23 protein-coding genes are annotated in these 23,600 nt (G+C 63.9%); 11 read left to right on the top strand and 12 right to left on the bottom strand.

Going from position 1 to position 23,600, the window contains the following annotated elements:
* Positions 1 to 304 precede the first annotated feature (304 nt).
* Positions 305 to 1,849, top strand: a complete 1,545-nt coding sequence (locus tag GD606_RS18465; protein WP_163302705.1) for a S8 family serine peptidase — start codon at positions 305 to 307, stop codon at positions 1,847 to 1,849.
* 175 nt (positions 1,850 to 2,024) lie between these two features.
* On the opposite strand, the gene mdlC is transcribed toward GD606_RS18465, so the two are convergent.
* The 3 genes from mdlC to GD606_RS18450 form a co-directional block, all read right to left on the bottom strand.
* Positions 2,025 to 3,662 (bottom strand): benzoylformate decarboxylase, encoded by a 1,638-nt coding sequence (gene mdlC / locus GD606_RS18460; protein ID WP_176629348.1) that lies wholly within the window; start codon positions 3,660 to 3,662, stop codon positions 2,025 to 2,027.
* A 262-nt stretch (positions 3,663 to 3,924) separates the two neighbouring features.
* The gene (locus GD606_RS18455; protein WP_163302730.1) at positions 3,925 to 5,142 is read right to left on the bottom strand and encodes a bifunctional nucleoside/nucleotide kinase/histidine phosphatase family protein; all 1,218 of its coding nucleotides are present in this window, start codon (positions 5,140 to 5,142) and stop codon (positions 3,925 to 3,927) included.
* 21 nt (positions 5,143 to 5,163) lie between these two features.
* Positions 5,164 to 7,143: a peptidase U32 family protein gene (locus GD606_RS18450; RefSeq protein ID WP_163302729.1), complete on the bottom strand. Its 1,980-nt coding sequence runs from the start codon at positions 7,141 to 7,143 to the stop codon at positions 5,164 to 5,166.
* A gap of 258 nt (positions 7,144 to 7,401) precedes the next feature.
* Between GD606_RS18450 and GD606_RS18445 the strand changes: the two genes are divergently transcribed.
* The 8 genes from GD606_RS18445 (at position 7,402) to rnhB (ending at position 14,174) form a co-directional block, all read left to right on the top strand.
* The gene (locus GD606_RS18445) at positions 7,402 to 8,589 is read left to right on the top strand and encodes a pyridoxal phosphate-dependent aminotransferase (protein WP_163302728.1); all 1,188 of its coding nucleotides are present in this window, start codon (positions 7,402 to 7,404) and stop codon (positions 8,587 to 8,589) included.
* A 224-nt stretch (positions 8,590 to 8,813) separates the two neighbouring features.
* Positions 8,814 to 10,316: a signal recognition particle protein gene (gene ffh, locus GD606_RS18440; protein WP_163302727.1), complete on the top strand. Its 1,503-nt coding sequence runs from the start codon at positions 8,814 to 8,816 to the stop codon at positions 10,314 to 10,316.
* An 84-nt stretch (positions 10,317 to 10,400) separates the two neighbouring features.
* Positions 10,401 to 10,640: a 30S ribosomal protein S16 gene (rpsP, locus tag GD606_RS18435; RefSeq protein ID WP_163302726.1), complete on the top strand. Its 240-nt coding sequence runs from the start codon at positions 10,401 to 10,403 to the stop codon at positions 10,638 to 10,640.
* Positions 10,641 to 10,792: 152 nt separating this feature from the next.
* Positions 10,793 to 11,026 carry a KH domain-containing protein gene (locus GD606_RS18430; protein WP_163302725.1) on the top strand — a complete coding sequence of 78 codons (234 nt, stop codon included), beginning with the start codon at positions 10,793 to 10,795 and terminating at the stop codon, positions 11,024 to 11,026.
* A gap of 37 nt (positions 11,027 to 11,063) precedes the next feature.
* Complete coding sequence (gene rimM, locus GD606_RS18425) at positions 11,064 to 11,687, top strand: ribosome maturation factor RimM (protein ID WP_163302724.1); 624 nt, start codon at positions 11,064 to 11,066, stop codon at positions 11,685 to 11,687.
* Positions 11,684 to 12,970 carry a tRNA (guanosine(37)-N1)-methyltransferase TrmD gene (trmD, locus tag GD606_RS18420; protein WP_163302723.1) on the top strand — a complete coding sequence of 429 codons (1,287 nt, stop codon included), beginning with the start codon at positions 11,684 to 11,686 and terminating at the stop codon, positions 12,968 to 12,970. Before rimM ends, trmD begins: the two co-directional genes overlap by 4 nt.
* Positions 12,971 to 13,148: 178 nt before the next feature.
* A complete protein-coding gene (gene rplS / locus GD606_RS18415; protein WP_163302722.1) occupies positions 13,149 to 13,496 on the top strand; it encodes a 50S ribosomal protein L19 in 348 nt (115 codons plus the stop codon).
* A 96-nt stretch (positions 13,497 to 13,592) separates the two neighbouring features.
* Complete coding sequence (gene rnhB / locus GD606_RS18410; RefSeq protein ID WP_246299110.1) at positions 13,593 to 14,174, top strand: ribonuclease HII; 582 nt, start codon at positions 13,593 to 13,595, stop codon at positions 14,172 to 14,174.
* Positions 14,175 to 14,483: 309 nt separating this feature from the next.
* Here the strand turns inward: rnhB and GD606_RS18405 are convergent, their stop codons facing one another.
* The 9 genes from GD606_RS18405 to GD606_RS18365 all read right to left on the bottom strand — a co-directional run bounded on the left by GD606_RS18405 (position 14,484) and on the right by GD606_RS18365 (position 22,887).
* The gene (locus tag GD606_RS18405) at positions 14,484 to 14,780 is read right to left on the bottom strand and encodes a YciI family protein (protein WP_163302720.1); all 297 of its coding nucleotides are present in this window, start codon (positions 14,778 to 14,780) and stop codon (positions 14,484 to 14,486) included.
* Between the two features lie 23 nt (positions 14,781 to 14,803).
* Complete coding sequence (locus tag GD606_RS18400) at positions 14,804 to 15,178, bottom strand: hypothetical protein (protein WP_163302719.1); 375 nt, start codon at positions 15,176 to 15,178, stop codon at positions 14,804 to 14,806.
* Positions 15,175 to 15,717 (bottom strand): cyclic nucleotide-binding domain-containing protein, encoded by a 543-nt coding sequence (locus GD606_RS18395; protein ID WP_163302718.1) that lies wholly within the window; start codon positions 15,715 to 15,717, stop codon positions 15,175 to 15,177. Before GD606_RS18395 ends, GD606_RS18400 begins: the two co-directional genes overlap by 4 nt.
* Positions 15,718 to 15,800: 83 nt before the next feature.
* A complete protein-coding gene (locus GD606_RS18390; protein ID WP_163302717.1) occupies positions 15,801 to 16,658 on the bottom strand; it encodes a methyltransferase domain-containing protein in 858 nt (285 codons plus the stop codon).
* Positions 16,659 to 16,670: 12 nt separating this feature from the next.
* Positions 16,671 to 19,079, bottom strand: coding sequence for a penicillin-binding protein 1A (locus tag GD606_RS18385; RefSeq protein WP_163302716.1), 2,409 nt, complete (start codon positions 19,077 to 19,079; stop codon positions 16,671 to 16,673).
* Positions 19,076 to 19,702 (bottom strand): YkgJ family cysteine cluster protein, encoded by a 627-nt coding sequence (locus GD606_RS18380; protein WP_246298882.1) that lies wholly within the window; start codon positions 19,700 to 19,702, stop codon positions 19,076 to 19,078. The genes GD606_RS18385 and GD606_RS18380 overlap by 4 nt, the downstream gene beginning before the upstream one ends.
* Before the next feature lie 277 nt (positions 19,703 to 19,979).
* Positions 19,980 to 20,201 (bottom strand): hypothetical protein, encoded by a 222-nt coding sequence (locus GD606_RS18375; RefSeq protein ID WP_163302715.1) that lies wholly within the window; start codon positions 20,199 to 20,201, stop codon positions 19,980 to 19,982.
* A gap of 261 nt (positions 20,202 to 20,462) precedes the next feature.
* The gene (locus tag GD606_RS18370) at positions 20,463 to 21,974 is read right to left on the bottom strand and encodes an LA2681 family HEPN domain-containing protein (RefSeq protein WP_163302714.1); all 1,512 of its coding nucleotides are present in this window, start codon (positions 21,972 to 21,974) and stop codon (positions 20,463 to 20,465) included.
* A 250-nt stretch (positions 21,975 to 22,224) separates the two neighbouring features.
* Entirely contained in the window at positions 22,225 to 22,887 is a 663-nt protein-coding gene (locus GD606_RS18365) for a peroxiredoxin (protein WP_163302713.1), read from the bottom strand.
* 197 nt (positions 22,888 to 23,084) lie between these two features.
* Between GD606_RS18365 and GD606_RS18360 the strand changes: the two genes are divergently transcribed.
* Positions 23,085 to 23,330 (top strand): DUF4160 domain-containing protein, encoded by a 246-nt coding sequence (locus tag GD606_RS18360; protein ID WP_163302712.1) that lies wholly within the window; start codon positions 23,085 to 23,087, stop codon positions 23,328 to 23,330.
* Complete coding sequence (locus GD606_RS18355; protein WP_163302711.1) at positions 23,302 to 23,577, top strand: DUF2442 domain-containing protein; 276 nt, start codon at positions 23,302 to 23,304, stop codon at positions 23,575 to 23,577. Before GD606_RS18360 ends, GD606_RS18355 begins: the two co-directional genes overlap by 29 nt.
* Positions 23,578 to 23,600: the final 23 nt, after the last annotated feature.

The raw sequence follows: 23,600 nt of genomic DNA, 5'->3' as shown, positions 1-23,600 counted from the left end.
CCATATTACGTCAGCGGTCACGCCCTCCCGCCGCCCCGTGCTACGGCAATTCCAGCCAGCATGCACTGCGCACCGTCGCGGCCCGCCGTTTTCCCGCAATCCTGCATGACGATGCCCGACCTCCATCCATCATCTTGAAATCATACGTCCCTTCGCCTTTCTGTTGCATTTTTTTGCAGGATACGACGGCGTCCGGCGCATGTGGCGCAAAATAAACGTTCAATATTGACTCGCCTACCCGCATAGTGCATATTCAATGTAAATCGGCTCGCGAATCCTCCATACCTCCCACCGGGAAAAAGCCATGAAAAGACAACATCATATCGCACTTGTGCTTGTGCTTTCCCTCCTCCTGCTTGGCGCGTCCGGCGCCGCCTCGGCCGGCGACAAAAGCCTGCGCTTCACAGACGTCCCGGCTCAGGCCCTGAGCGCCGACGGCAAGGCCCGGGTCATCGTGGGGGTCACCGTGGCCAAATATGCCGATCTGGCCGCGTCCGCAGCCCAATTCAAGGTCGTCGCCCCGGGCGAGGCCAAGACCGGTCGACAGGCCGCCGCCGACACCGCCGACGCCGCCCTCGCGGCGGCCATCGCCCAGGGAACGGACGGGGTGCTGTCGTCGCTCCCGGCCCAGAGCTATACCGTCACCCGCACCTATTCGGCCTTCCCGTTCGTGGCCATTTCCGTCACCCAAAAGGCCCTGGAGGCCCTGCAGGCGGACCCCAGGGTCACCTCCATCGAGATCGACGCCCCCATTCCCGTGCCCGTCCCCGTACCCGACAACGGCGGGGCCGGGAGCGGCAAGACGAAGGGCGGCAACACGAAGGACGACTCAAGCCAGGCCGCGCCGCCCGCCGCCCCGTCCGCAAAGGCCGCCAACCTCAACTGGGGGCCGCCCAAGGTCGGGGCCGACGTCGCCTGGACCCAGGGCTACACCGGCGCGGGCTGGTACGTGGCCATCCTGGACACCGGCATCCGGCGCACCCACGAATTCTTTTCCGGCAAGACCATCGTCGAGGCCTGCTATTCTGTAGCCAACAACTGCCCCGGCAACACGAGTTCGGCCTTCGGCACCGGCAGCGCCGCCCACTACGCCAGCACCTACCAGAGCTATGACCACGGCACCCACTGCGCCGGCATCGCCACCGGAAAAAAGGCCGACGGCAGCGTGGCCGGGGTGGCCAAGGACTCCAACCTCATCGCCATCCAGGTCTTCTCCATCACCGGAGCCACTTCGCTCGGCTCCTACCCCAGCGACCAACTGGCGGCCCTCAACTACGTCTACTCCCTGCGCAACTCCTACAGCATCGCGGCCGCCAGCATGAGTCTGGGCAGCGGCGAATACTCCTCAGCTTGCGACAGCGACTCCCGCAAGGCCGCCATCGACCTCCTGCGTTCGGTCAACATCGCCACCACCATCGCCACCGGCAACGATGAATATTGCGGCTACATCGGCATCCCGGCCTGCATCTCCACCTCCATCGCCGTGGGTTCGTCCACCTCCGACGACCTGGAAAGCTACTTCAACAACTGGCACGCCACCCTGCAGACCCTCTTCGCCCCGGGCACCGGCATCTATTCCTCCACCGGGGGCTCGGACACCAGCTACGAATCCTGGAACGGCACCTCCATGGCCACGCCGCACGTGGCCGGGGCCTGGGCCATCCTGCGCCAGAACCGCCCGAACGATTCCGTCTCCACCATACTGAGCCGGGTTCTGGCCGGTGGCGTGACCATGACCACCGGTTGCGGCACGGGAGAGACCAAGCCCCGGCTGTACATCCCCGGCGCGCTGCTCGGCGGTTCGACCGGCGCGCAGGGGACGAACACCCTGCTGCTTCTGGGCGAATAGGCTTCGGTCGGCATCCCGGAGGGGCGGGTCCGGAGGCGTCAGCCATTGTCCGGATACGCGCCCGGCCCGGGGTCAGTTCGCCGTAGGGCGGCAGCCATGCCTCGCGCTGCCGCCTCCCGGAACGAAAATCCATGGCCCACGCTTTAACGATGGGCACGCCCGGTTTGCGCGGCCGTTAGCCGATGACCGCCTCGATGACCGTGACGCCTCCGGCGGTCATGGCTGCGGCGAAGCGGTCCCTGACCTGATCCGCCGTTTCGCAGCGGTGTGCATCCGCCCCATAGCCCTTCCCCAACGCGGCGATGTCGATGCCCGGGATGTCCAGGCCGGGAACGCCTGAAAGCCCCATCTGGGCGGCGAACGATTTCAGGATGCCGTAGCAGCCGTTTTTGAGCGCGACAAAGGTCACATGGAGCCGGTGCTGCACGGCCGTCCATATCGACTGCACCGCGTACTGGAACGAACCGTCGCCGATGATGACGACGACCGGACGGTTGCGGCCGGTGCGCCTCTCGGCCAGGGCGTGGCCCACAGCGGCGGGCATGGCCCAGCCAAGCCCCCCCGAGGCCGTCATGTAATAACTGTCCGGACGGGCCATACGCCCTATTGGCGACTGGCTGAAGGCCGCCATGAAGGACGGGGCCTCGAAGGCGATCACGCATGCGTCCGGGGCGGCCTCGGACATGGCCGCGAAGACCTGCTGCGCCGTCATGGCCGGGAGGGGGGCGGCGTCATCAGCGGCGGATTCCGGGGCGGGGCCGCCGGGGACGACCGGGGCCGCCTGGGCCAGGCGGGACGGACGGGACGGGTTGGAGACGCGGGCCGGGCGGGCCGAAACATGCCTCGCCAGGGCGGCCAGAACCAGCTTGGCGTCGCCAAGCAGGCTGTCGCCGACCACGGCCCGGGCCGCCTCGGCCGGGTCGTCGGTGATGTGGAGGAGCCGGGCCCCGTCAGGCAGGCATTTTCCCGGGACAAAGGGATAATAGCGAAAGACCGGGGCGCCGATGACCACCACGAGATCGTGCCCGGCCAGGGCCGCGCCAAGCGGCGCGATGGCCGGGGGCAAAACCCCGGCGTAGAGCGGATGGTTCTGGGGAAAGGAAACCCGCTCCGGCAGGGGGGCCAGCCAGACCGGGGCCCCAAGCCTCTCCGCCAGGGCCACGCCCTCTTCCCAGGCCCCGCACCGGGCCACGTCGCCGCCGTAGACCAGCACCGGGTTGCGGCTGCCCCCGATCAGGTCCACGCACAGGGCCAGTCGCTCCGGGTCCGGGGCCTGACGCATGGAGACAGTGCGAAACACGTCGACAGCGTCCATGGGCTCATCCCAGTCGTCCATGGGCAGGGACAAAAACACCGGCCCGGCGGGCGGTTGCACGGCCATGGCATAGGCCCGCATGAACGCCGCAGGCACGTCTTTGGCGCGGCGCGGCTCATAGCTCCACTTGACCCAGGGTTTGGGCAGGGCCTCGGCGTCCGTGTTGGCCAAAAACGGCTCGCCGAGCAGCATGGCCCGGGTCTGCTGTCCGGCGGTGACGATCAGCGGCGTCTTGCCCAGGGCGGCGGTGATGAGGTTGCCCATGGCGTTGCCCAGCCCGGCGTTGGTGTGCACGTTGACTACCACGGGGGCGCGCAGGCCTTGGGACAGCCCTTCGGCGACGCCCACCACGCACGATTCGTGAAGCGCAAGTATGTATTGAAAATCACTCGGGAAGTCGGCAAGGAAGGCCTCTTCCGTCGAACCCGGGTTGCCCACGATGGTCGTCACTCCCAGACGGCGAAGCAAATCAAAAGTCACGTCCCGGACTGTCTGCATAGGTGCTCCTTGTGCGATGACCTGGGGATCGCCGCCGCAAAGCGGCGGACACCTGGCGTGGGCGCAAGACGGCTTCGGCAGGGACAGCGCCGCTAGGCGTCCGAACTACCATATCCGGAGAGCGGATCACAAGGCCGCGGCGGCATAGCCTGCCGCAGGGGTCGGGGAAGCGCGGCACGGGCCGCGTTGCAGGGACAGGACGGCGGCCCGGCGGCCGCCGCAGCCCGGGTCATGGGCATTCGCCGATGCGGCGGATACCCGGCTAGAACTTCTTCAGTTCAAACAGCTTCTTGGTATGCGTGGACACGATGTGGAAGTAGCGGTCCTGGGGGATGTAGATGTAGGGCACGTCCTCGGCCCGTCGGAAGAGAAAATGGGACAAGATCACCCGGTTGACGGCCTGATGTCCCACGATGAGGATGTTTTCCGCGTTGCCGCTCAAAAAAAAGGCCTTCTTGAGGCCGCGCTCCACGCGCTCGGCCAGGATCTCGTAGCTTTCGCCGCCAGGATAGGTGTAGCGGTACTTGTCCAGGCTGCGGGCGGCGTAAACCTCCGGACGGCGCTCCTTGATCTCGGCCGGGGTCATGCCCTCGCACTCCCCGGCGTCGATCTCGTCGAATTCCGTAAAGGCAAAGACCGAGCAGTACTGCCGGGCCGTGACCAGGGGCTCGGCCATCTCCTGGGTGCGGCGCTTGGTGCTGGTGAAGACATACGGGATCGGGGTGCCGATGAAATGCCGCGACAAGGCCCAGGCCTGGGACCGGCCGGTCTCGGTCAGATCCGTGTCGCCGCCGATGCGGCCGGCCAGATTGTCCTCAGACTGGCCGTGCCGGGCCAAAAACAGGTTCTTGATCCAGTCCGAGACCAGAAGATCCCGGATGCGGGCGTAATACGGCAAGAGCGAATCGGCCCGCTCCAGCAGAATGCGGTTGTTCAGGGAATCCAGGATGACCCCGTTGCCGTCCTCGGGGGTCAGGGAACGCAGGATGTGGCGATAGTAGCCGATGCGCTCCCGAAAGCTTTTTTTGGCCTCGTTCTCGGGCAGATGGGCGAATTCCTGGCCGCGAATCTTGCGGTCGATGCTGAGATCGAGCAAGGCCGGATCGTCGTTGCGGCATTCGATGAAAAGGATGGGCATGTCCGGAAAGGTGGCCCGGATGGTCTCGCGCCGCTTGGGGGAGACGTTGGTGGCGTCCAGAATGGCGATCTGGCCCCCGGCGCTCAAAAAAGCCCGGGCCTCGGCCATGTTGGTGGCGGCGATGTGTTCGCGCAGGGACGCGGTTTCGGCGTTTTCGGGGTTGTAGAACCCGGCGTGGGCGGTGTTGCCGGGCAGCATGCGGCGGCGTACATCGCCGTTATTGAACACGGCGACCCGCACATCCTCCTTGTCCAGGTTCTCCTTGAGCTTGAGCGCCACGGTGGACTTGCCCATGGCGGGCAGGCCGACCATGGCCACCACCAGCTTTTTGTCCCTGTTCACGCCGGACCTCCGCAAAGGGGGTTACAAAAGCCCCGCGTCCCAGTTGAACAGGCCCTGCCGCTCCCGGGCGGGCACCTCCCGGGGCAGCGGTTCACGAAGCGACACGAACAGCTCGAACCCGGCCCGGATCAACTCATCGCGATGATCGAAGAGGTCCACGCGCCAGTTGGGATAGATGAAATAGTTCTGGTCGTAGCGCACGGCCCAGCACACCTCGCCCTTGGGACTGGCCAGCGGCATGCAGGTTCGAATCTCCGGGGAGATGGTCCGGGAGATGCCCAGCGGCCAGGCCCCGTCCACCACCAGCCCAAGCGGCAGGGGACTTTGCCCCGGCAGGGCCAGGACGTCCGCCCCGGACAGCTCGGGCGAAATGACGGCCCCGGAAAAGCCCAGGGATTTGAGGGCGGCCAGGGCCATGGGGTTGGCGATGTTGCAAAACGGCCCGGCCCACAGCACGGCCTTGGAATCGGCGGGGAAAAGCCCGCGCTGCCAGGGGGCGTTCAAGACGAAACGTCCGGCCCCACGCGACAACAAAAGCTCCACCAGCCCGGCGAATTCGCTCTCCTCGTTGGGCCAGATCACCGGCGGCAGCCACCACCATACGGACTTGGCCCGGCCAAGCGGCAGATTGTGGGCCCGGGACAGGGATACCCATACCCCGAACACTCCCTTTTCCTTGGACAGGTCCGGATGCCGCCACACGCTCACGGCGGCAGGCGCGACCCGCCGGGCCGGTCGATAGGGCTTGGGCAGCTTGATGTTCACCTCGACGGGCGCGGCCTCGCGTTCGGGGATGACCGCAAGTTCGGCCTCCATGTTCTCCAGGATGCGGGCCAAGGCCGGGGCCCGGCGGTCGATGAGGAACACCGGCGACCCGGATTCGGGACGCTGCCCGGGCTCGAAGCGCAGGGAATAGCGGCCGCCCTTGGGCACGGCGCGGCTGATGCGGATGATTTGATGCCCGGCCTCGTCCTCAAACCCCACCCGAAGCAAATCCCCGGCCATGAGCGGGATGCGGGCCGAAAGATGGAACCCGCCGCCCTGTTCGCTGCGCGAGAGCTTCCCGGCGGCCAGCCCGGAGCCGGTGCGGCCGCTGTGGTCCACGGGATTTTTGGGGCGCTGGGGCAAAAAGCCGTAGTTGGTGCCCGGGCGGCCCAAGGCCTGCTCCAGATAGTCCAGGGCGGCCTTCTTGGAGGCCGGATCGTCGGGCTCGTCGCGCAACAGTTTATAGGCGGCCACGGTATGGAACACGTAGTGTGGGCCTTTTTTGCGCCCCTCGATCTTCCAGGCCGCCAGGCTCGGGATGCTGAGCAGGGTCTTGGCCAGAACGTCCAGGCTTAAGTCCAGACAGGAGAACAGGCGGCCCTGCTGGCCCCGGTGCTCGTACATGCGGCGGCACGGCTGCACGCAACGGCCGCGAAGCCCGCTTTTGCCGCCAAAAAAGCTGCTCCACCAGCAACGCCCCGACACGTTGTGGCACAGCGCCCCGTGCACGAAGACCTCAATGGTCTGGCCGGGGTTTGCGGCGTCGGCCATGGCCCGGATCTCGTCCACGGACAGTTCGCGCGGCACGACCACGCGGGTAAAGCCCAGGGCGGCGGCCGTGGCCATGCCCGACGGCTGGCTCATGTTGGCCAGGGTGGACAGGTGCAGCTCGCCCGTATACCCGGCCTGCCGGGCGATGGCGGCCATGCCCGGATCCTGGAGGATGAGCCCCTCGGGGGACACCTGGTCGACGAGGCGCTTGACCATGCGCCCGGCCTTGTCGATCTCGTCGGGCTTGACCAGGACATTGACGGCGACATAGGTGCGCCGCCCCTTCTGCCGGGCCAGATCGGCCAATCGGCCCAGTTCGCCGACGGAAAAGTTGCGCGCCAACATGCGCGCGGAAAAATGCTTGAGTCCGCAGTAGACGGCGTCGGCGCCAGCGGCCAACGCGGCCAGAAACGAGGACGGGTCGCCGGCCGGGGCCAGGATTTCCGGTTTGCTCAGAGGAATCATGAAGTCCATGGGGGTTGACGTGGGGTGAGGGAACGCGCCTTTCACCGAAGGCGCAAGACCATAGCCTATTTGTCCGCCCCTGGCGAGACGGAAAAACAACTTTTAAAATCATATAAAAACAAGATGTTGGCTTCAATCCAGGGCCATCTTCCCGGACTTCTGGATTTTCCTTTCGGGTCTTTCGCGCGGGCCGGATTGGTGGTATGTGACGGAAATGGCGCAAACTGGATGCATTTTTGCAACACAAAGGAGCGGGCTGTGCGGTTGTTAACTCGGGAGATGGACGGCTATCTGGCGGGCGGGGCCTGGATTCGCAAAATTTTCGAATTGGGCCTTGAGTTGAAAAAAAAGTACGGGGAGGACGCGGTGTGCGACTTCTCCCTGGGAAACCCCGATCTGCCGCCCCCGGCCGCCGTGGGCAAACGGCTGGCCGAGATCGCGGCCGCCGCCGACCGGCCCTTCGCCTTCGGCTACATGCCCAATCCCGGCTATCCCGCCGTGCGCGAGGCCCTGGCCGGATACGTCAGCCGCCAGCAGGAAACGCATGTCTCCCCCAATGATCTGGTGGTCACCTGCGGCGCGGCGGGCGGGCTCAACATCTTTTTCCGGGCCGTGCTCGAACCCGGCGACGAGGTCATCTGCCCCAGCCCCTATTTCGTGGAATACGGCTTTTACGTGGCCAATTCCGGCGGGGTGCTTCGGCCCGTGCCGTCGCGGGCCGGGGATTTCGGCCTGGACGTGGCGGCCATCGCCGCCGCCGTCACGGACAAGACCCGGGCCGTGCTCATAAACTCCCCCAACAACCCCACCGGTCAGATCTATCCGGCCGAAGACATCGCCGCCCTGGCCGCCGCCCTGACCGAACTGTCCAAGGGCCGGGAACGCCCCATCTTTCTGGTGGCCGACGAGCCCTACCGTTTCCTGACCTTCGACGGCCACGCCGTGCCTCCCATCCTGCCCGTTTATCCCTATTCCCTGGTGGTCAGCTCCTTTTCCAAGAACCTGTCCCTGGCCGGGGAACGGGTGGGCTTCGTGGCCGTGTCCCCGGACATGCCGCAGAGGGAGAAGCTGGTGGGCGGCCTGGTCTTCGCCAACCGGATCATGGGCTTCGTCAACGCCCCGGCCATCGGCCAGGCCGTGCTGCTGGGGGCCCTGGACGCCCAGGTGGACACCTCGATCTACGCCAGGCGGCGCGACGCCATGGCCGGAGTGCTGTCCCGGACCGGCTACGATTTTTTTATGCCCCGGGGGGCGTTTTATTTCTTCCCGGTTTCGCCCATCCCCGACGAGGTGGCTTTTGTATCCAAGCTCGCCGAGCACCGGGTGCTGGCCGTCCCAGGCCGGGGCTTCGGCCTGCCGGGCTATTTCCGGCTGGCCTTTTGCGTGGACGAGGCGATCATCCTGCGGGCCGAGGAGGGACTGGCCAAGGCCCGAAGCGCCTTCTGACGCCGCCCCAGGCGGCGCGAGCCCTCGTCCGACCGGCGCCGACCGGCGCGGGCAGGCGGCCGGACGCCCCGGAAACGCCACCCGCGTACGCCGCCGCATCCGCCGGGCGTTCTGGTGCGCCCTGCGGCGTGCCTCTTGACGGATTGCCTCCACATGGATAAGTGGAAAGGCTTTCCTTTTCGTCGTGCCATTTTGCCGTGCCGAACGCCGCACGCGGGAGCCACATGTTCGACAGCCTGACAGACCGCCTGGAAGGGGTTTTCAAAAAAATCCGGGGCCACGCCCGCCTGACCGAGGAAAACGTCCAGGACGCCCTGCGCGAGGTGCGTCTGGCGCTCCTTGAGGCCGACGTCAACTTCAAGGTGGTCAAGGACTTCGTGGAGCGCGTCCGCGAACGGGCCATGGGCCAGGACGTCCTGAAAAGCCTGACCCCGGGCCAGCAGGTGGTCAAGGTCGTCCACGACGAGCTTATCGAGCTTTTGGGCGGACAGGCCACCGCCCTGGATCTTAAGGACCGGCCCGCCGCGATCATGATGGTCGGCCTGCAGGGTTCGGGCAAGACCACCACCTCGGCCAAGCTGGCCCTGCGCCTGCGCCGCGAGCTCAAGAAAAAGCCCTATCTGGTCCCGGCCGACGTCTACCGCCCGGCGGCCATCGAGCAGCTCACCAAGCTCGGGGCCCAGATCGACGTGGCCGTCCACCCGTCCCAGACCGGCCAGAACCCCGTGGACATCTGCGCGGCGGCCCTGGCCGAGGCCGCCAAAAACGGCTTCGACGTGGTCATCTTCGACACCGCCGGCCGCCTGCATGTGGACGAGGCCCTCATGGAGGAGCTGGCGTCCATCAAGGCCGCGACCTCCCCGGCCGAGATCCTGTTCGTGGCCGATTCCATGACCGGGCAGGACGCGGTCACCGTGGCGGGGAGCTTCAACGACCGCCTGGACATCTCCGGCATCGTGCTCACCAAGATGGACGGCGACGCCCGCGGCGGCGCGGCCCTGTCCATCAAGGGCATCACCGGCAAGCCCATCAAGTTCGTGGGCATGGGCGAGAAGCTCTCGGACCTGGAGATCTTCCACCCCGACCGGGCCGCCTCGCGCATCCTGGGCATGGGCGACATCCTCACCCTCATCGAGAAGGCCCAGACCGACATCGATGCCGAGGAAGCCGCGGCCATGGAGAAAAAACTCCGCAAGGCCGAATTCAACCTGGAGGATTTCCGCACCCAGATGCGCCGCGTGCGCAAGCTCGGCTCCCTGGAGGGCATCCTCAAGCTCATCCCCGGCATGTCCCAGGTGCGCCAGAAGCTTGGCGAAGTGCAGGTGCCCGAGAAGGAAATGGCCCGCGTGGAGGCCATCATCGGCTCCATGACCAAAAAGGAGCGGGAAAACCCCAAGATCATCAATCCCAGCCGCCGCGAACGCATCGCCAAGGGCTCGGGAACCACGGTTTTGGACGTGACGCAGCTCCTGAAAAATTTCTCCCAGATGCAGAAAATGATGAAGCGCATGATGGGCGGCGGCAAACTGCCCTCCCCGGGCAAGATGCCCAAGATGCCCAAGATGCCTCGGATGCCCGGCGGCATGCCCGGCCTTCCCGGCGGCATGCCCGGCATGCCCGGAGCCGGGGGCGACGAGGCCCAGCCCCAGGATCCGCGTTTTGCGCGGACCCCGGGCAAGTCCACCAGCGCCTCCAAGCGCAAAAAGCAGAAACGGAAAAAACGGTAATCCCGCCCGAGCGGGAATGGCGGGGGTTCCCGCCGCATCCATAACGACAACCAAACCTGATTGCTACAAAAGGGGAATCGCATCATGGCCATGAAAATCCGTCTGACCCGCATGGGGTCCAAAAAACGTCCCTTCTACCGCATCGTCGCCCTGGACAGCGCCACCCGCCGCGACGGCCGCGCCCTGGAATACCTGGGCTACTACAATCCCATGGTTGACCCGGCCGAAATCAAGGTGGATTTGGAAAAGGTCAAGCACTGGACCGATCGCGGGGCCAAGCCCTCGGACACGGTCAAGGCCCTGCTGAAAAAAGCCGGGAGCTAGTCTTTTCGCGGTGGCTGGCGCCGCTTTTTTACAGGGAGTTGCAGGAACCCGCGAGGCAGGAACGGGGAGACGGCCTGAGCCGTCCGGGCATGTCCGGATGGATCGGCCGGTTCCACGCCTCGCCATGTGGTCAGTCTACGCGGGAGGTGTCTATGCTCAAGGACTTGATCGAATACGTGGCCAAATCGCTGGTCGACAACCCCGACCAGGTGCAGGTCGCCGAGGTCGAGGGCGAACAGACCTCGGTCATCGAACTCAAGGTGGCCAAAGAGGATTTAGGCAAGGTCATCGGGAAACAAGGCCGCACGGCCCGGGCCATGCGCACCATCCTCGGCGCGGCCTCCACCAAGGCCAAAAAACGCTCCGTCCTGGAAATCCTCGAATAGACAGGACGTGGGCGGCCCAGACGGCCCGGCCGCAGCCATGAACACGAAACCGGACACATACGTGGTCGTGGGTGAAATCCTGCGGCCCCACGGCATCAGGGGGGAGCTCGTCGTCAGATCGTTCGCCGACTCCCCTTCCGTTTTCCGCAAAGGCCGCAGCCTGCGCCTGTCGCCGCCCGAGGGGCGACCCGGCAAACCCACACGCCGCACCGTCGCCGCCCTGCGCGTCCATGCCGACCGGCTCCTGGTAGCCTTTACGGACGTCCCCGACCGGGACGCCGCCGAGGCCCTGCGCGGCTGCCTTTTGTCCGTGCCCGCCCGGGAACTGCCCGCCCTGGCCGAGGACGAGGTCTACCGCCACCAGCTCATCGGCTGCCGGGTGCTGGCCCCGGACACCCCGCACCCGGACCTGGGCGTCATCAGCGACATCCTGGATCTGCCCGGCCAGGAGATGTGGGCCATCCGCCACGCCTCCGGACGGGAGATCCTGCTGCCCGCCAACCCCCACACCATTGCCGACATCGACCTGACGGCCGGCGTGGTCATCGCCACCCCGCCCCCCGGCCTGGCGGACATCTACCTCGAAACGCCCGCCCCGGGAGCCCCCAGAGCTCCCGGAGCTCCCGGAGCCCCCGAACCCGAGGACAAAGGGGATCTGTGACATTCCACATCGTGACCCTTTTTCCGGAGTTTTTCCGCGAGGCCCTGGCCTGCGGCCTGATGGGCAAGGCCATGGAGGCGGGGCTTGTGGCCTTTGACTTCGTCAATCCCCGGGACTTCGCCGTGGACCGTCACCACACCGTGGACGACCGGCCCTACGGCGGCGGGCCGGGCATGGTCATGATGCCCGGGCCGCTGGTGCAGGCCCTGGCCTCCATCAGCGCCCCCGGCCCCATGGTCCTCTTGACCCCCGGGGGACGGCCCTTCGACCAGAAGGCCGCCAGGCGGCTGGCGGACGCCCCGGATCTGACGCTTGTCTGCGGCCGCTACGAGGGCATCGACGCCCGGCTGGCGCAACTGTTCCCCCTGGAGCCGGTCTCCGTGGGCGACTTCGTCATCAACGGCGGCGAGACCGCGGCCCTGTGCGTCATCGAGGCCGTGGCCCGGCTCCTGCCGGGGTTTATGGGCAAGGACGAATCGGCCGAGGAGGAGAGTTTTTCCTCCGGACTTCTGGAATATCCCCACTATACCCGGCCCGAGGTCTTCGACGGGCTTGCCGTGCCACCCATCCTGCTGTCCGGGGATCACGCCCGCATTGCGGCCTGGCGGCGGGAACAAAGCCTTGAGGCCACCCTGGCCGTTCGGCCCGGGCTTTTGCCCGAGGCCGGACTGACCGCCCGGGACGTGGACTACCTGCGCGGGAAAAAAGGTCCGGGCCTGGGACGCAACCTCTACACGGCCCTGCTCCACGGCCCGGTGCTCAATCGGCAGGGAAAAACCGGCACGACCTCTTTGACAAACCTCGACGTACACGATATAGCGCGCGTTTCCCGCAGTTATGGTCTGGGCGGATATTTTGTGGTCACGCCCCTGTCCGACCAGCGGGCCCTGGCCGAAAAGCTTGTGTCCCACTGGACGAGTGGCCCGGGATTGGCGGCCAATCCCGACCGGGCCGATGCCTTGTCCCTGGTGCGCGTGCGCTGCGACCTGCACGAGGTGGAGGACGAAATCGCCAGCCAGCGGGGCATGCGGCCCTTTGTGGCGGCCACCTCGGCCAAGGCCGAGGGCGACGCCGGGTTCACGGGGTTTGGCCGGTTGCGGGAAATACTGTGTGAAAGGCCGGTGCTGCTGGTTTTCGGGACCGGGTCGGGGCTTGCCCCGGAGGCGACCTGTCTGGCCGACGGATTTTTACCGCCGATACGGCCCCTGGACGCCTACAACCACCTGTCCGTGCGATCCGCCGCAGCCATCCTGGTGGACCGGCTGCTTGGCGATGTGTACTGAGGCGAATCCTGCCGCAAGGCGGGCCCCAAGCCGGGGTGAGACGTTTTAGGCCAGTGCCCGTCGGCGCCGCCCGGCGACTGGCGAACATCAGACGATATCCGGGCGCATCGCGACGCCGGGTGAGAGATACGGGCCGCGCGGGCATCACTCCCGTCGGCACGCCCAAGGAGCCAAAATCATGAATGCGATTCAGAAAATCGAGATGGAACAGATGCGCCTGGACATGCCCTCCTTCCGCGCCGGGGACACCGTGAAGGTGTTTTTGCGGATCATCGAGGGTGAAAAAGAGCGCATCCAGGTCTTCCAGGGCCCTGTCCTGCGCGTTCGCAGAGGCACCACCAACGCCACCTTCACCGTGCGCAAGGTGTCCGACGGCGTTGGCGTGGAGCGCGTCTTCCCCATGCACTCGCCGTTCATCGAACGGGTGGAAGTGATCTCCCAGGGCAAGGTCCGCCGCGGCCGCATCTACTACCTGCGCCGCCTCAAGGGCAAGGCCGCCCGCATCAAGACCAGGACCGACTGGTAGGCCGGTCGGCGTCGGATTCCCGTGCCCGGGCCGTCATCGAAGCGTCGCCCCGCCGCATGCCGTGGCGCGGAGACGGACTTTGGCCCCCACGCCGGAATCGACGAGGCCGGACGCGGCTGTCTGGCCGGTCCCGTGGTGGCCGCAGCCGTCGTGCTGCCCGCCACGTTCGATCTGCCGGGGCTCACGGACTCCAAGAAACTCTCGCCGGGCCGTCGCGACATCCTCGCGGCGGCCATCAAGGCCCAGGCCGCAACCTGGGCTCTTGGCGTTGTCTGGCCCGCCGAGATCGACCGCATCAACATCCTGGCGGCGTCGCTTCTGGCCATGGCCAAGGCCCTTGGCAGGCTGAACCCCATCCCGCCCCTGGCCCTGATCGACGGCAACCAGACCATCCCCGCAAGCAATCTGGCCCGCTTCACCACGCCGCCCGCCCAGCAGGCCATCGTCGGCGGCGATCTCCTGATCCCGGCCATCTCCGCCGCCTCCATCCTGGCCAAGACCATCCGTGACCGCCTCATGACCAAGCTCGACGCCCGGTTCCCCGGCTATGGGCTGGCGCAGCACAAAGGCTACGGCACGGCGGTCCATTTGGCCGCCCTGGCCCGCCTGGGGCCATGCCCGCTCCATCGCCTGACCTTCGCCCGCGTCCGACCGCCCGACCAGGGAAGCCTGCTGTAACGGAACCGGGGCTGCCGCCCCGGGCCCCGCCCGCACCTACAAAAAAATACGATAGTATTTTTTAAGTAATATTCAGTTGTTGCGAACGTGGGGAAATACCGGGGCTGCCGCCCCGGACCCCGCCCGCCGCCACAAAAAAATACGAACGTATTTTTATGTAATACCACTTGGTTGGGCACTTGGGAAAACCGGGGCTGCCGCCCCGGACCCCCTTCGTCCCGGCGGCGGTCTGGCGGCGCGTTGCGCCGTCAGGCCCGCCCGCCGGAAAGACGGGGTGTGGGGGGGAGAAACAGGGATGCGGGAAAAACGTCAGGAAGAAGGCGTGAAAAAAGGCGTCAGGACGGGGTCGCACATCACCGGAGAAAATTCCAGGATGCTATACGTCGCCACCCCCTCACGCTTGAAGGGGTCGGCCTCAAGAAGCGTTTCCAGGGCGGCCCGGTCGCAGCCATGCGCCAGGATGACGCCCCCCGTGCGGGGCGTACGCGGGCCGGACGCCAAAAAAATACCGGCCGCATACTGCTCCCGCAAAAATTCCCGATGCGCCTCAAGCCACCGGTCCACCTCGGACAACGGCTGGACGTAATCCACGATGATGATGAACATGGATATCTCCCTCGCAACTGCCGCTAGACAGCGTCAAACCCGTCCAGGAAGCGCTCCAGATCGTTCTTCTCGCCCGCGACGTAGTCCTCGGGATACAAAAGCGCCGTCATATAGAAGATGCTCCCCAGATCCATGGCCTGGCCCGCGCGCCTGGCGAAATCCGCCAGCCCGCTCAAAAACTCTTCGGCCGCCGGGGTGTCCGCCTCGCTCGCCAACTGTTCCACCGCCTCGGGAAGGTCGGCCAGGGTTTCGCATTTCTCGATCATCAGCCCCCGGTGCCCGGCCGTATCCCCCCGTCCATGCAAGGCCTCATCCGCCTTGGCCTCAAGCTCCCGCACCCGCGCCGCCGCCTTCCTGGCCAACTCCAGGGCCTGGGCCGGGATCACTGCCTTGGTCATGCTCGTCCTCCCTCTTTGTCATACCGCAGGCGGCCGTGAAGCCGGATGACTTCCCGCCGCAGATACAAAAGCTCGTCGTTCATACGCCGCAACCGATCCGCCAACACCTCGGAAAAGGCCCGATAGATCACGGCCAGCACATGGCTTTGCCCCTGCATGTCGTTCATGTCCACGGCGTCCATGTCCAGACGCAAAAGCAGACAGTCCCGCTTGGCCGTCACCGTGGCGCTGCGGCATTTGCTGTCAATGACGCTGATCTCACCGAAAAAATCGCCCAGCCGCCGCAACTCGCACAGTTTGACGTTCTCTTTGTGGATGCCCACCTGTCCGTCGATGAGAAAATACAAATGCCGGTCGCTCTGGTTCTCCCGGATGATGGTTTCCCCGGAGGCCACCTGCAATATCTCCGAGGCGTCCAAAAGCCTCGTGATGTCCTGCTCGTCCAGGCCGTGAAAGGCCGGAATCTCCCGGACGATGTCCGCCAGATCCAGATCGTCCCCGTCGTCCGGTTCACTGCTCTCATGTTCTTGCGTCGTCACGGGATCATCCTTTCGCGGACCCGAGGCAGATGTGGTCCGGCTTGGCTGGGGTTGCCCCGAAAACCGAGTCTGCTACCACCATGTCAGGCCCCACGAAGACGGCCCATGACCTGAAAAAACGTCAAACTGGAAAAAAAATATCCCAGGCCGTCGGCCTGCACAAGTCCGCAAAGAAAGGCCGCCCCCCTCTCCTGCGTCAGGCCTCCCGCCGCCACGGCCCCGGCCACGGTCCTCTCGATGTCGTAGATGGCGTCGGCTGCGGCGAAATCGCGGAGCACGAAGGTGCGCGGCGTGACGGCAATATCCGAAAGGCCGCACCCGGCCATGCCCCGGGCCAGGGACCGCCCCACCCGTCCGCTTGGAAATCCCTCGCGCCAGGTCCGGGCCACGATTCCGGCCGCCTCCGGGTCCGCCGAATCCAGAAGATAGCTCCCCCAGTCCGGCTCCACAGCCACCACCCGCCCCCCGGGCCGGGTCACCCGGGCCATCTCGGCCAGGGCCTGGAATGGATCGGCGACATGTTGCAGGGTGCGGTCCACCCGGCAGGCATGGAACACGGCGTCGGCAAAGGGCAGGGCCAGGGCGTCCCCCGCCGCAAACGCCAGGCAGGCCCGGGGCGGAGCGGCCTGTCTCGTCCGCTCCAGCATGATCCGGCTCATGTCCAGGCCGACGGCCAGCCCCCGGGGGCCCACATCCGCGCCAAGGGCCGCCAGATCGAGCCCCAGGCCGCAGCCCACCTCCAAAACGCGGTCGCCCGGGCGCAGGCCAAGGGCCGCCCGGCTCTCGGATTTATAGTCGCGAAAAAAGGGGATGGACGACAACCGCTCCAGGCAGGCCACGAACCGTCCCGGATCGGAAACCCGGTCCACGCATCGGAACGCCCCGGCCAGGCTGCCGGTGTCGGGTGTCGGGGCGGATTCGCCGGAGAGGGGCTGCGCCATGGAAGGATCGCGTCAAAACATCTGCTTGAGCAGATCCTCGCCTCTGGCCAGGGGCGCGTTGGGATCGGCAAAAAGCACCCGCTCAGTCTCCTCGTCCACAATGGCGAAGGAGCCGCGTTCGGTGCCCTCCTTAAACGGCATGGCGATCCCGTCCACATCGGCCATAACGATCCCCGGCGGACGCTCGAAATCCTGCACGGGATAGTCGTTCTCCACGCCCTGGCGGTAGCTGATCCAGATGGGCAGCGCGCCCTTGCCGCCGGTTTCGCCGTTGCCCATGGAGCGGGGCTGGTCGTAGCCGATGTATACGCCGGACAGCAGATAGGGGGTGAAGCCCATGAACCAGGCATCCTGGAAGTCGTTGGTGGTGCCGGTTTTTCCGGCCATGGGGCGGGAAAACACCTTGGCCGCCGTGGCCGTCCCGGCCCGGACCACCTCTTTGAGCATGCTGGCCATGATATAGGCCGTCTGGGGGGTCATGACCACCGTGGCCTCGGGTTTGGACTGGTAGATATCCTCGTCCCAGGCGCTTTTGACCGCCAGGATGAACCGGGGCTTCACGGTGGAGCCGTCCCGGGCGAAGGCCGAATAGGCCTGGCACATGTCCAGAAGGTTGACGGCCACGGCCCCCAGGCTCACGGGCAGATACGGCACGAAATCGCCGCGCAGCCCCATGGCCTGGGCGCGTTCCACGACCTTTTTCATGCCGATCTGCTGGGCCACCCGGATGGTCACCAGGTTTCGGGACTTGGCCAGGGCGGAGCGGATGCTCATGGGCCCCATGAAGTCGCCGCCGTAGTTGCCCGGGCTCCAGACCTTGCCGCTCCACGGGTCGCGGTAATAAAAAGGCGAATCCATGACCACCGTGGCCGGAGTCAGGCCGTTGTCCATGGCCACGGAATAGACGATGGGCTTAAACGACGACCCGGGCTGGCGCAGGGCCTGGGTGGCCCGGTTGAACTGGCTGCGCTCGAAGGAAAAACCGCCCACACAGGCCAGAACCTCGCCCGTGCGCGGGTCCATGGACACCAGGGCCCCTTCGATCTGGGGTTCGAACTGGGCATTTAAGCGCCAGACGGGCTTTCCCGCCGCCTTGGGACCGGCGGGGGCCGCAACCTGGGCCTGGGCCGCCGCCTGGGCCGGGGTCTGGACCGGCGCCGGGGCGGCCTGGGCCTTCTGTCCGGCCTTGGCTGCGGGCGCGGGCTTCGGCTCCGGGGCCTCGCCCGGTGCGGCCATGATCGTGGTCCACAGCACGTCGCCCGGGGACAGGCGTCCCTTGGCCCAGTTCATGTTCTCCGTGGCGATGTAGCCGGTCTTGTCCCCGAAGCGCGCCGTGGCCCCGGCCGGGGTGACCTCGGTCACCAAAACCTTGGCCCAGGCCCCGGTGGTCAGGGACCGTTCGGGCATGTCGCTGGCCGCCAGAAACTCCTCGTACTTGGCCTTGTCCAGGTGTTCGACCTGGGGTTTGAATCCGCGCCGCCGTTCCGAGGCGGTCAGCCCCTCGCGCAGGGCCCGCGCGGCGTATTCCTGGTGCCGCAGGTCCACGGCGGTGTAGACATGCAGCCCGCCGGAATAGACCATGTCTTCGCCAAAGCGGTCGATGAGCTCCCGTCGGACCTCTTCGAGGTAATAGGGGGCGATCTGCCAGGACGGGTCGGGCATGCTTTTAAAGACCAGGGGTTCGGCCAGGGCCTTGTCGTGCTCCTCCTGGGTGACCCAGCCCTGCACCAGCATGCGCCCGAGCACGTATTTCTGCCGGGCCTTGGCCGATTCGAAGTCGCGAAACGGGCTGTAGCGGGTGGGGGCCTGGGGCAGACCGGCCAGAAGCGCGGCCTGGGCGATGGTCAGATCCTTGACGTGGACCCCGAAATAGGTGCGGGCTGCGGCCTCGACGCCGTAGGCCCGGGAACCCAGATAGATCTGGTTCAGGTAGATGGTCAGGATCTCGTCTTTGGTCAGGTATTTTTCCAGGCGGTAGGCCAGGATGGCCTCCTTAAGCTTGCGCTGGTAGCTTTTTTCGGAGGTCAGCAGCAGGCGTTTGATGATCTGCTGGGTGATGGTGCTGCCGCCCTGCTTGATGCCGCCGGCCTGGAGGTTGCGCAGCATGGCCCGGAAGATGGCCCCCAGATCCACGCCCTCGTGCTGGTAGAAGGCGGCGTCTTCGGAGGCCAGAAAAGCCCTGGGCAAAAACTCGGGCATCTCGCCCAGGGTGACCAGGAACCGCTTTTCCGAATAGAGGTAGCCCAAAACCTGGTTGTCACGGGCATAGACCGTGGTCACCAGGGGGGGCCGGTAGTCGGTGATCTTGCGAAATCCCGGCAGATCCTCTGAGGCCCAGAAATACAGACCGGCCAGGCCTGCGGCGCCAGCCAGGGCGCCAAGGACAAGCAGGACAAGCAGCACGATGAACAGTTTTCTCACGGATGGAATCTCGCTAGGGCGGGGGTGACGAAGGCCATGCCCTCCTCAGGAGGAAAACCCCAGGCCAGCCGCAACCGGCAGTGTAGATCAAGAAGGAATTCCGCCCGGACCTGGAGGCTTGCAAGCATCCCCGCGACGGAACGGCCCTCGCGGCAGGCCAGACAACCGCCCGGGGCGAAGACGGCCAATTTCCCGGATACGACCCAGAACGGGAAAACGCGACAATAATACGGGCGTACCTCGTTTGGCAAGGCGCACCCCGTGCCCGTCAAAAACTGGCACCGGCCATGGGCGTCGGTGGACAGGCGCAGATGCGTCCCCTTTGGCGGGAAAAGGGCGTCCACCACCCGGCGTTCCCGGGGAAAAAGCCGATGCAGATTGGCGACGAAGGCCCGGGAATTCGCCTCTTCCACAAACCCGCCCCGGGTCAGGGCCACATGGTCGCTGATGCGCTGACGCTCCAGGTCGGAGACCGGAAAGCAGGCCTCCTCCTGTCCTGGCGACATCTCGCAGCAGGTGGGGCCAAGCCCGGCGCACCGGGCGCAGACAGACGCCAGGCCGCGCGCGGCGTCCCCGGCCAGGATCTCCCCGTATGCGTCCACCCCGCCTCCATTCCCGCTCATATTCCCGCCCCATCGCCCCGGACCTTGCGGGTCTGGCGGTCGAGCACGCCATGAACGATTGCAAAATACAGACCGCCGGACAGAATGCCCGTGCCAGGGAGGTAATGCCGATTCGCTGCGGCGTCCAGTCTTGTGTCCGCCGAACCCGCCTGAAGCCCTGGCCTTCCCGAAACACCCCTGTGTATTTTGGAAGAAACACCCGTTTCCCCGGCTTGCGGGGATCGTTATCGCAGAGGCCGGTCGCCGGGACAGCAGCCCGCCGGTTCCGGCCCAGGCGTCAACCGCCGAGCCGGGTCCGCCCGGCCGGGGTGATCCGGTACAGATCCCCGTCGCGGACTGCCAGATCGATCTTGATCAGTTCGCGCAGGATGGCCCGGGCCTGATGCACGGGCCGGGAAACGGCCGCGGCCACTTCCTGGTCCGTGGCCGGGGCGGCGAGGCTGGCCAGAACCTCAAGGGCCGCCGTGGTCAGTTCGCCGTTTGGTTTGACGCAGGCCATGACTATGGTGCTCCCGTGGTTTCGCCGCCGGGCGGATATCGGCCGTGATAACGAAAATTGCGTCCGGCGGGTTCGCTTTCGTTCGCCGACCCGGAGCCGAACGGACGCTGGCGGCAATGCCAGGTACGCCGGAAAAGACTCTGTGTAATGCTCTTGATTGCGGCGTCACCAGATTTGGAGATAAAACCATCCCAAAAATTACCTCGGCACAATTAACACCCCCCATATAGCTCCTTTTGTTACCGAGGACACTCAACTCCTTTACATATTCTTTGAAATTGGCAATCCAATGCTGAAAACATGACCATCCGTCGAATTTGTTTTGTTGATTTCTTCACCATTTACAGCCATCGCCAAACACATTAGCGCTTCGCGAACCAAGCTAAACAAATCATAAGTTTTATTTACGAGCTCATCTAGGGTGATTACCATGGCAAAATCCGAATCTAGCGAACTAGGATGATTATTTTCATCTATTACCCTAACATATCCGTGTTCCATCCTGTTTCTCAGCAATGCAATCTTTCTTGCAGCAGGTTCTACACAAAATTCGGAACCATTTGTTTCATCTAAATCACCCATCAAATCTTTACTCAGCCAATAGAGCCCCCTGAAGACATGATTTTCCGCTGCCGTAAATATGTCCAACAAGCCATTTTCTTTTTTTTGTTTTTTATACCAAATTGTCTTGAAGTAAACTGCTTTAGACTCTACTGTATAGTATTTACTGATAAAAGTTCCAATTTTGTCAAATATTCCATAAATAATTTTAAACGATGCCTTTATCATATCAATCCAATAACCATGCTGAGGGCTATCGGATGTATCCACATAAAATATGTCAGACATGCAAAAATGAGAATCGCGTTTGTTTTGCAATGCTTGATAAAAAAGATACCGGGATGATCCATATTCATGAACCATTTGCTGATATAGTGCTTGCAAAAAAGGGCCTTCGCCAACTTTAAGAGTCATTGACGGGATAAAACATATATCCCGACCTGCAAGTTTGTAGCGGCCGAGATCGTTGAGGGGATTAATAAATAGAATATGTTCCAGACACCAATTTCTGTAAGCAACTTCCTCTTTTGAGTTTCCCAGGCTTTCATCATAGTCACTTATATAATTATGATACATTTTAAGTTGTTCTGCTATTTCACTTTTGTTCGAACTCCACCATGTACAGAATTCAGAAGCCATTCCAGTGATGGACTTGGCTGAAAATTGCTCGAGACCAAATAAATATTTTGGCTCGTTTGCAAGGCGATATATCTTATATATCTCTTGAAAAAACAAAAACTTATGGCCATCATCAAACAATAACCCGGCATATGAATGTAGCCCAAGGGCCTTGTTGAAAATTGCCATTGAAAAAAAACTGTCTACCTCGATTGCTCTATTCCATATTTTTATGGCCTGTATTGGTCGTCCGGTGTTACTGAGCAAATTTGCTAAGTTTGTAAGAGCTTGGCACTGCCTAGTTTTATCTAATTGTTTGAATGAACTACTCGAGATACATTTTCTAAGATGTAGTAATTCCTTGCTTCGCGCGTCATTCTCCCAATCCCAGTCAGATATATTCCCTCTACTCTTTTCGATGTCCCTTATTGCCGAATATGCATTAGCGACGAAATAATGCACCAAGGGCACATCACAATCACAGTCATTCAAGCTATCAAGATAGTTGTAGCAGCATTCAATTGCTTCATTTAACCCAAATTCATCGCCATTTTCTGAGCAACTGTCAATTGTAAATACAATTTTATCGATCACTAAGCACTCCGCCCAGCTATACAATCATATATAATCGGGGACTATTAATACTTCTGCACTGACTACACTTCTCAAATATTTCTTCCTCATAAATACTTGCATTCTTTGTCTGACTTTCTGGCAAGCTCTCCAGATTTAGCTGGGATACATTCAGCTTGTGTTGCTTTAGGAAGGCAAATATGGTCTACGAAATGGCAGTAATCCTACGTTCAACATCTAGAAAAAGTTTAAAATACAAACAAAATACAGATCACCCCGGGGTTCTCAGGCAGAAATACCAGTCCCGGCAATCCGGATCACCGGCCTTCACGCGTTCCTCGGCCATCTCCTGGGTGCGCGGAGGGGCCACGATGACCTTGTCCCCGGGCAGCCAACCGGCCGGGGTGGCCACGCCGTGCCTGTCCGTGGCCCGCAGGGCCTGGACCAGCCGCAAAATCTCGTCCACGCTGCGGCCGGTGGTCATGGGGTAGGAGAGCACGGCGCGCACAATCTGCCGGTCGTCGATGACGAACACCGTGCGCACGGCCTCGGTGCCCGACTCCGCAGGCATGATCATGCCGTAGGCCCGGGCCACCTCGCGCCCGGCGTCGGCCACGATGGGGAAGGCGATCCTGACCCCGAAGACGGTCTCAATGTTGCGCACCCAGGCGATGTGGGAATAGACCGAATCCGTGGACAGGCCCAAAAGCTCGCAGCCGTTTTCCTTGAATGCCGGATACAGCTTGGCGAAGGCCAGAAATTCCGTGGTGCATACCGGGGTGAAATCCGCCGGGTGGGAGAAAAAAACCAACCAGCTTCCGGCGTAATCGTCCAGGCGCAGATCGCCCTGGGTGGTTTCGGCCTCGAAAGCCGGGGCTGGTTCGCCGATACGGGGCATACGCGGCTGGGCGTCGCTGGATTCAGCCTGGTCCATGGATCACCTCCAAAATGGCCGCCGGACGGCGGCATGCGCTCATGGTCCGTCATGTATCCGGCGGGCCGGGGCGGCGTCAAGACGGCCCGGGCGGCCTCGCAGGAATGAACGCTTGCGATTGCCCCGGCCCGCGAATTGAGGCATGGGGTAAAAAAACGACTCTTGCCCGGCGCACCACGCCACTCGGCGAGGACATCATGCCCACAGTCTTGCGCGACGGCCCCTACCGGTATTATTTCTTCAGCCATGAGCCCAACGAACCCGGGCATGTGCATGTGGACCGAGGCGCACTGTCGGCCAAATTCTGGCTGGAGCCCGTCAGCCTGGCCAGAAATTTCGGTTTCTCTCCGCAGGAGCTCCGGCGGCTGCACGAATTCGTGGAAACCCACAAGGCACATCTCAAGGAGGCATGGCATGGGTATTTTGGCGCCCGCGGCCGATGAACGGGTCAAGGAGGTCCGCATGACTCCGGATAGCCTGGTGGTGGACCTCATGGACGGCCGGACCATCTCGGTCCCTCTGGCCTGGTATCCCCGGCTGCTGTCCGCCAAGGAATCGGCCCGGCAGCGTTTCGAGATCTGCGGGGGCGGCTACGGCATCCACTGGCCGGACATCGACGAGGATTTGAGCACCGAAGGGCTTTTGCGCGGCGCACCGGCCCCGGCGGCATCCAGATTCGGCACGGTCTGAGCGTCCCGGGCGCGGGTCAATCC

The sequence above is a fragment of the Desulfolutivibrio sulfodismutans DSM 3696 genome, from assembly GCF_013376455.1.
In the GTDB taxonomy this organism is placed as follows: Bacteria; Desulfobacterota; Desulfovibrionia; order Desulfovibrionales; family Desulfovibrionaceae; genus Desulfolutivibrio; species Desulfolutivibrio sulfodismutans.
Note: the sequence above shows the minus strand (reverse complement) of the source record. Positions and strands in the feature narration are given on the sequence as shown.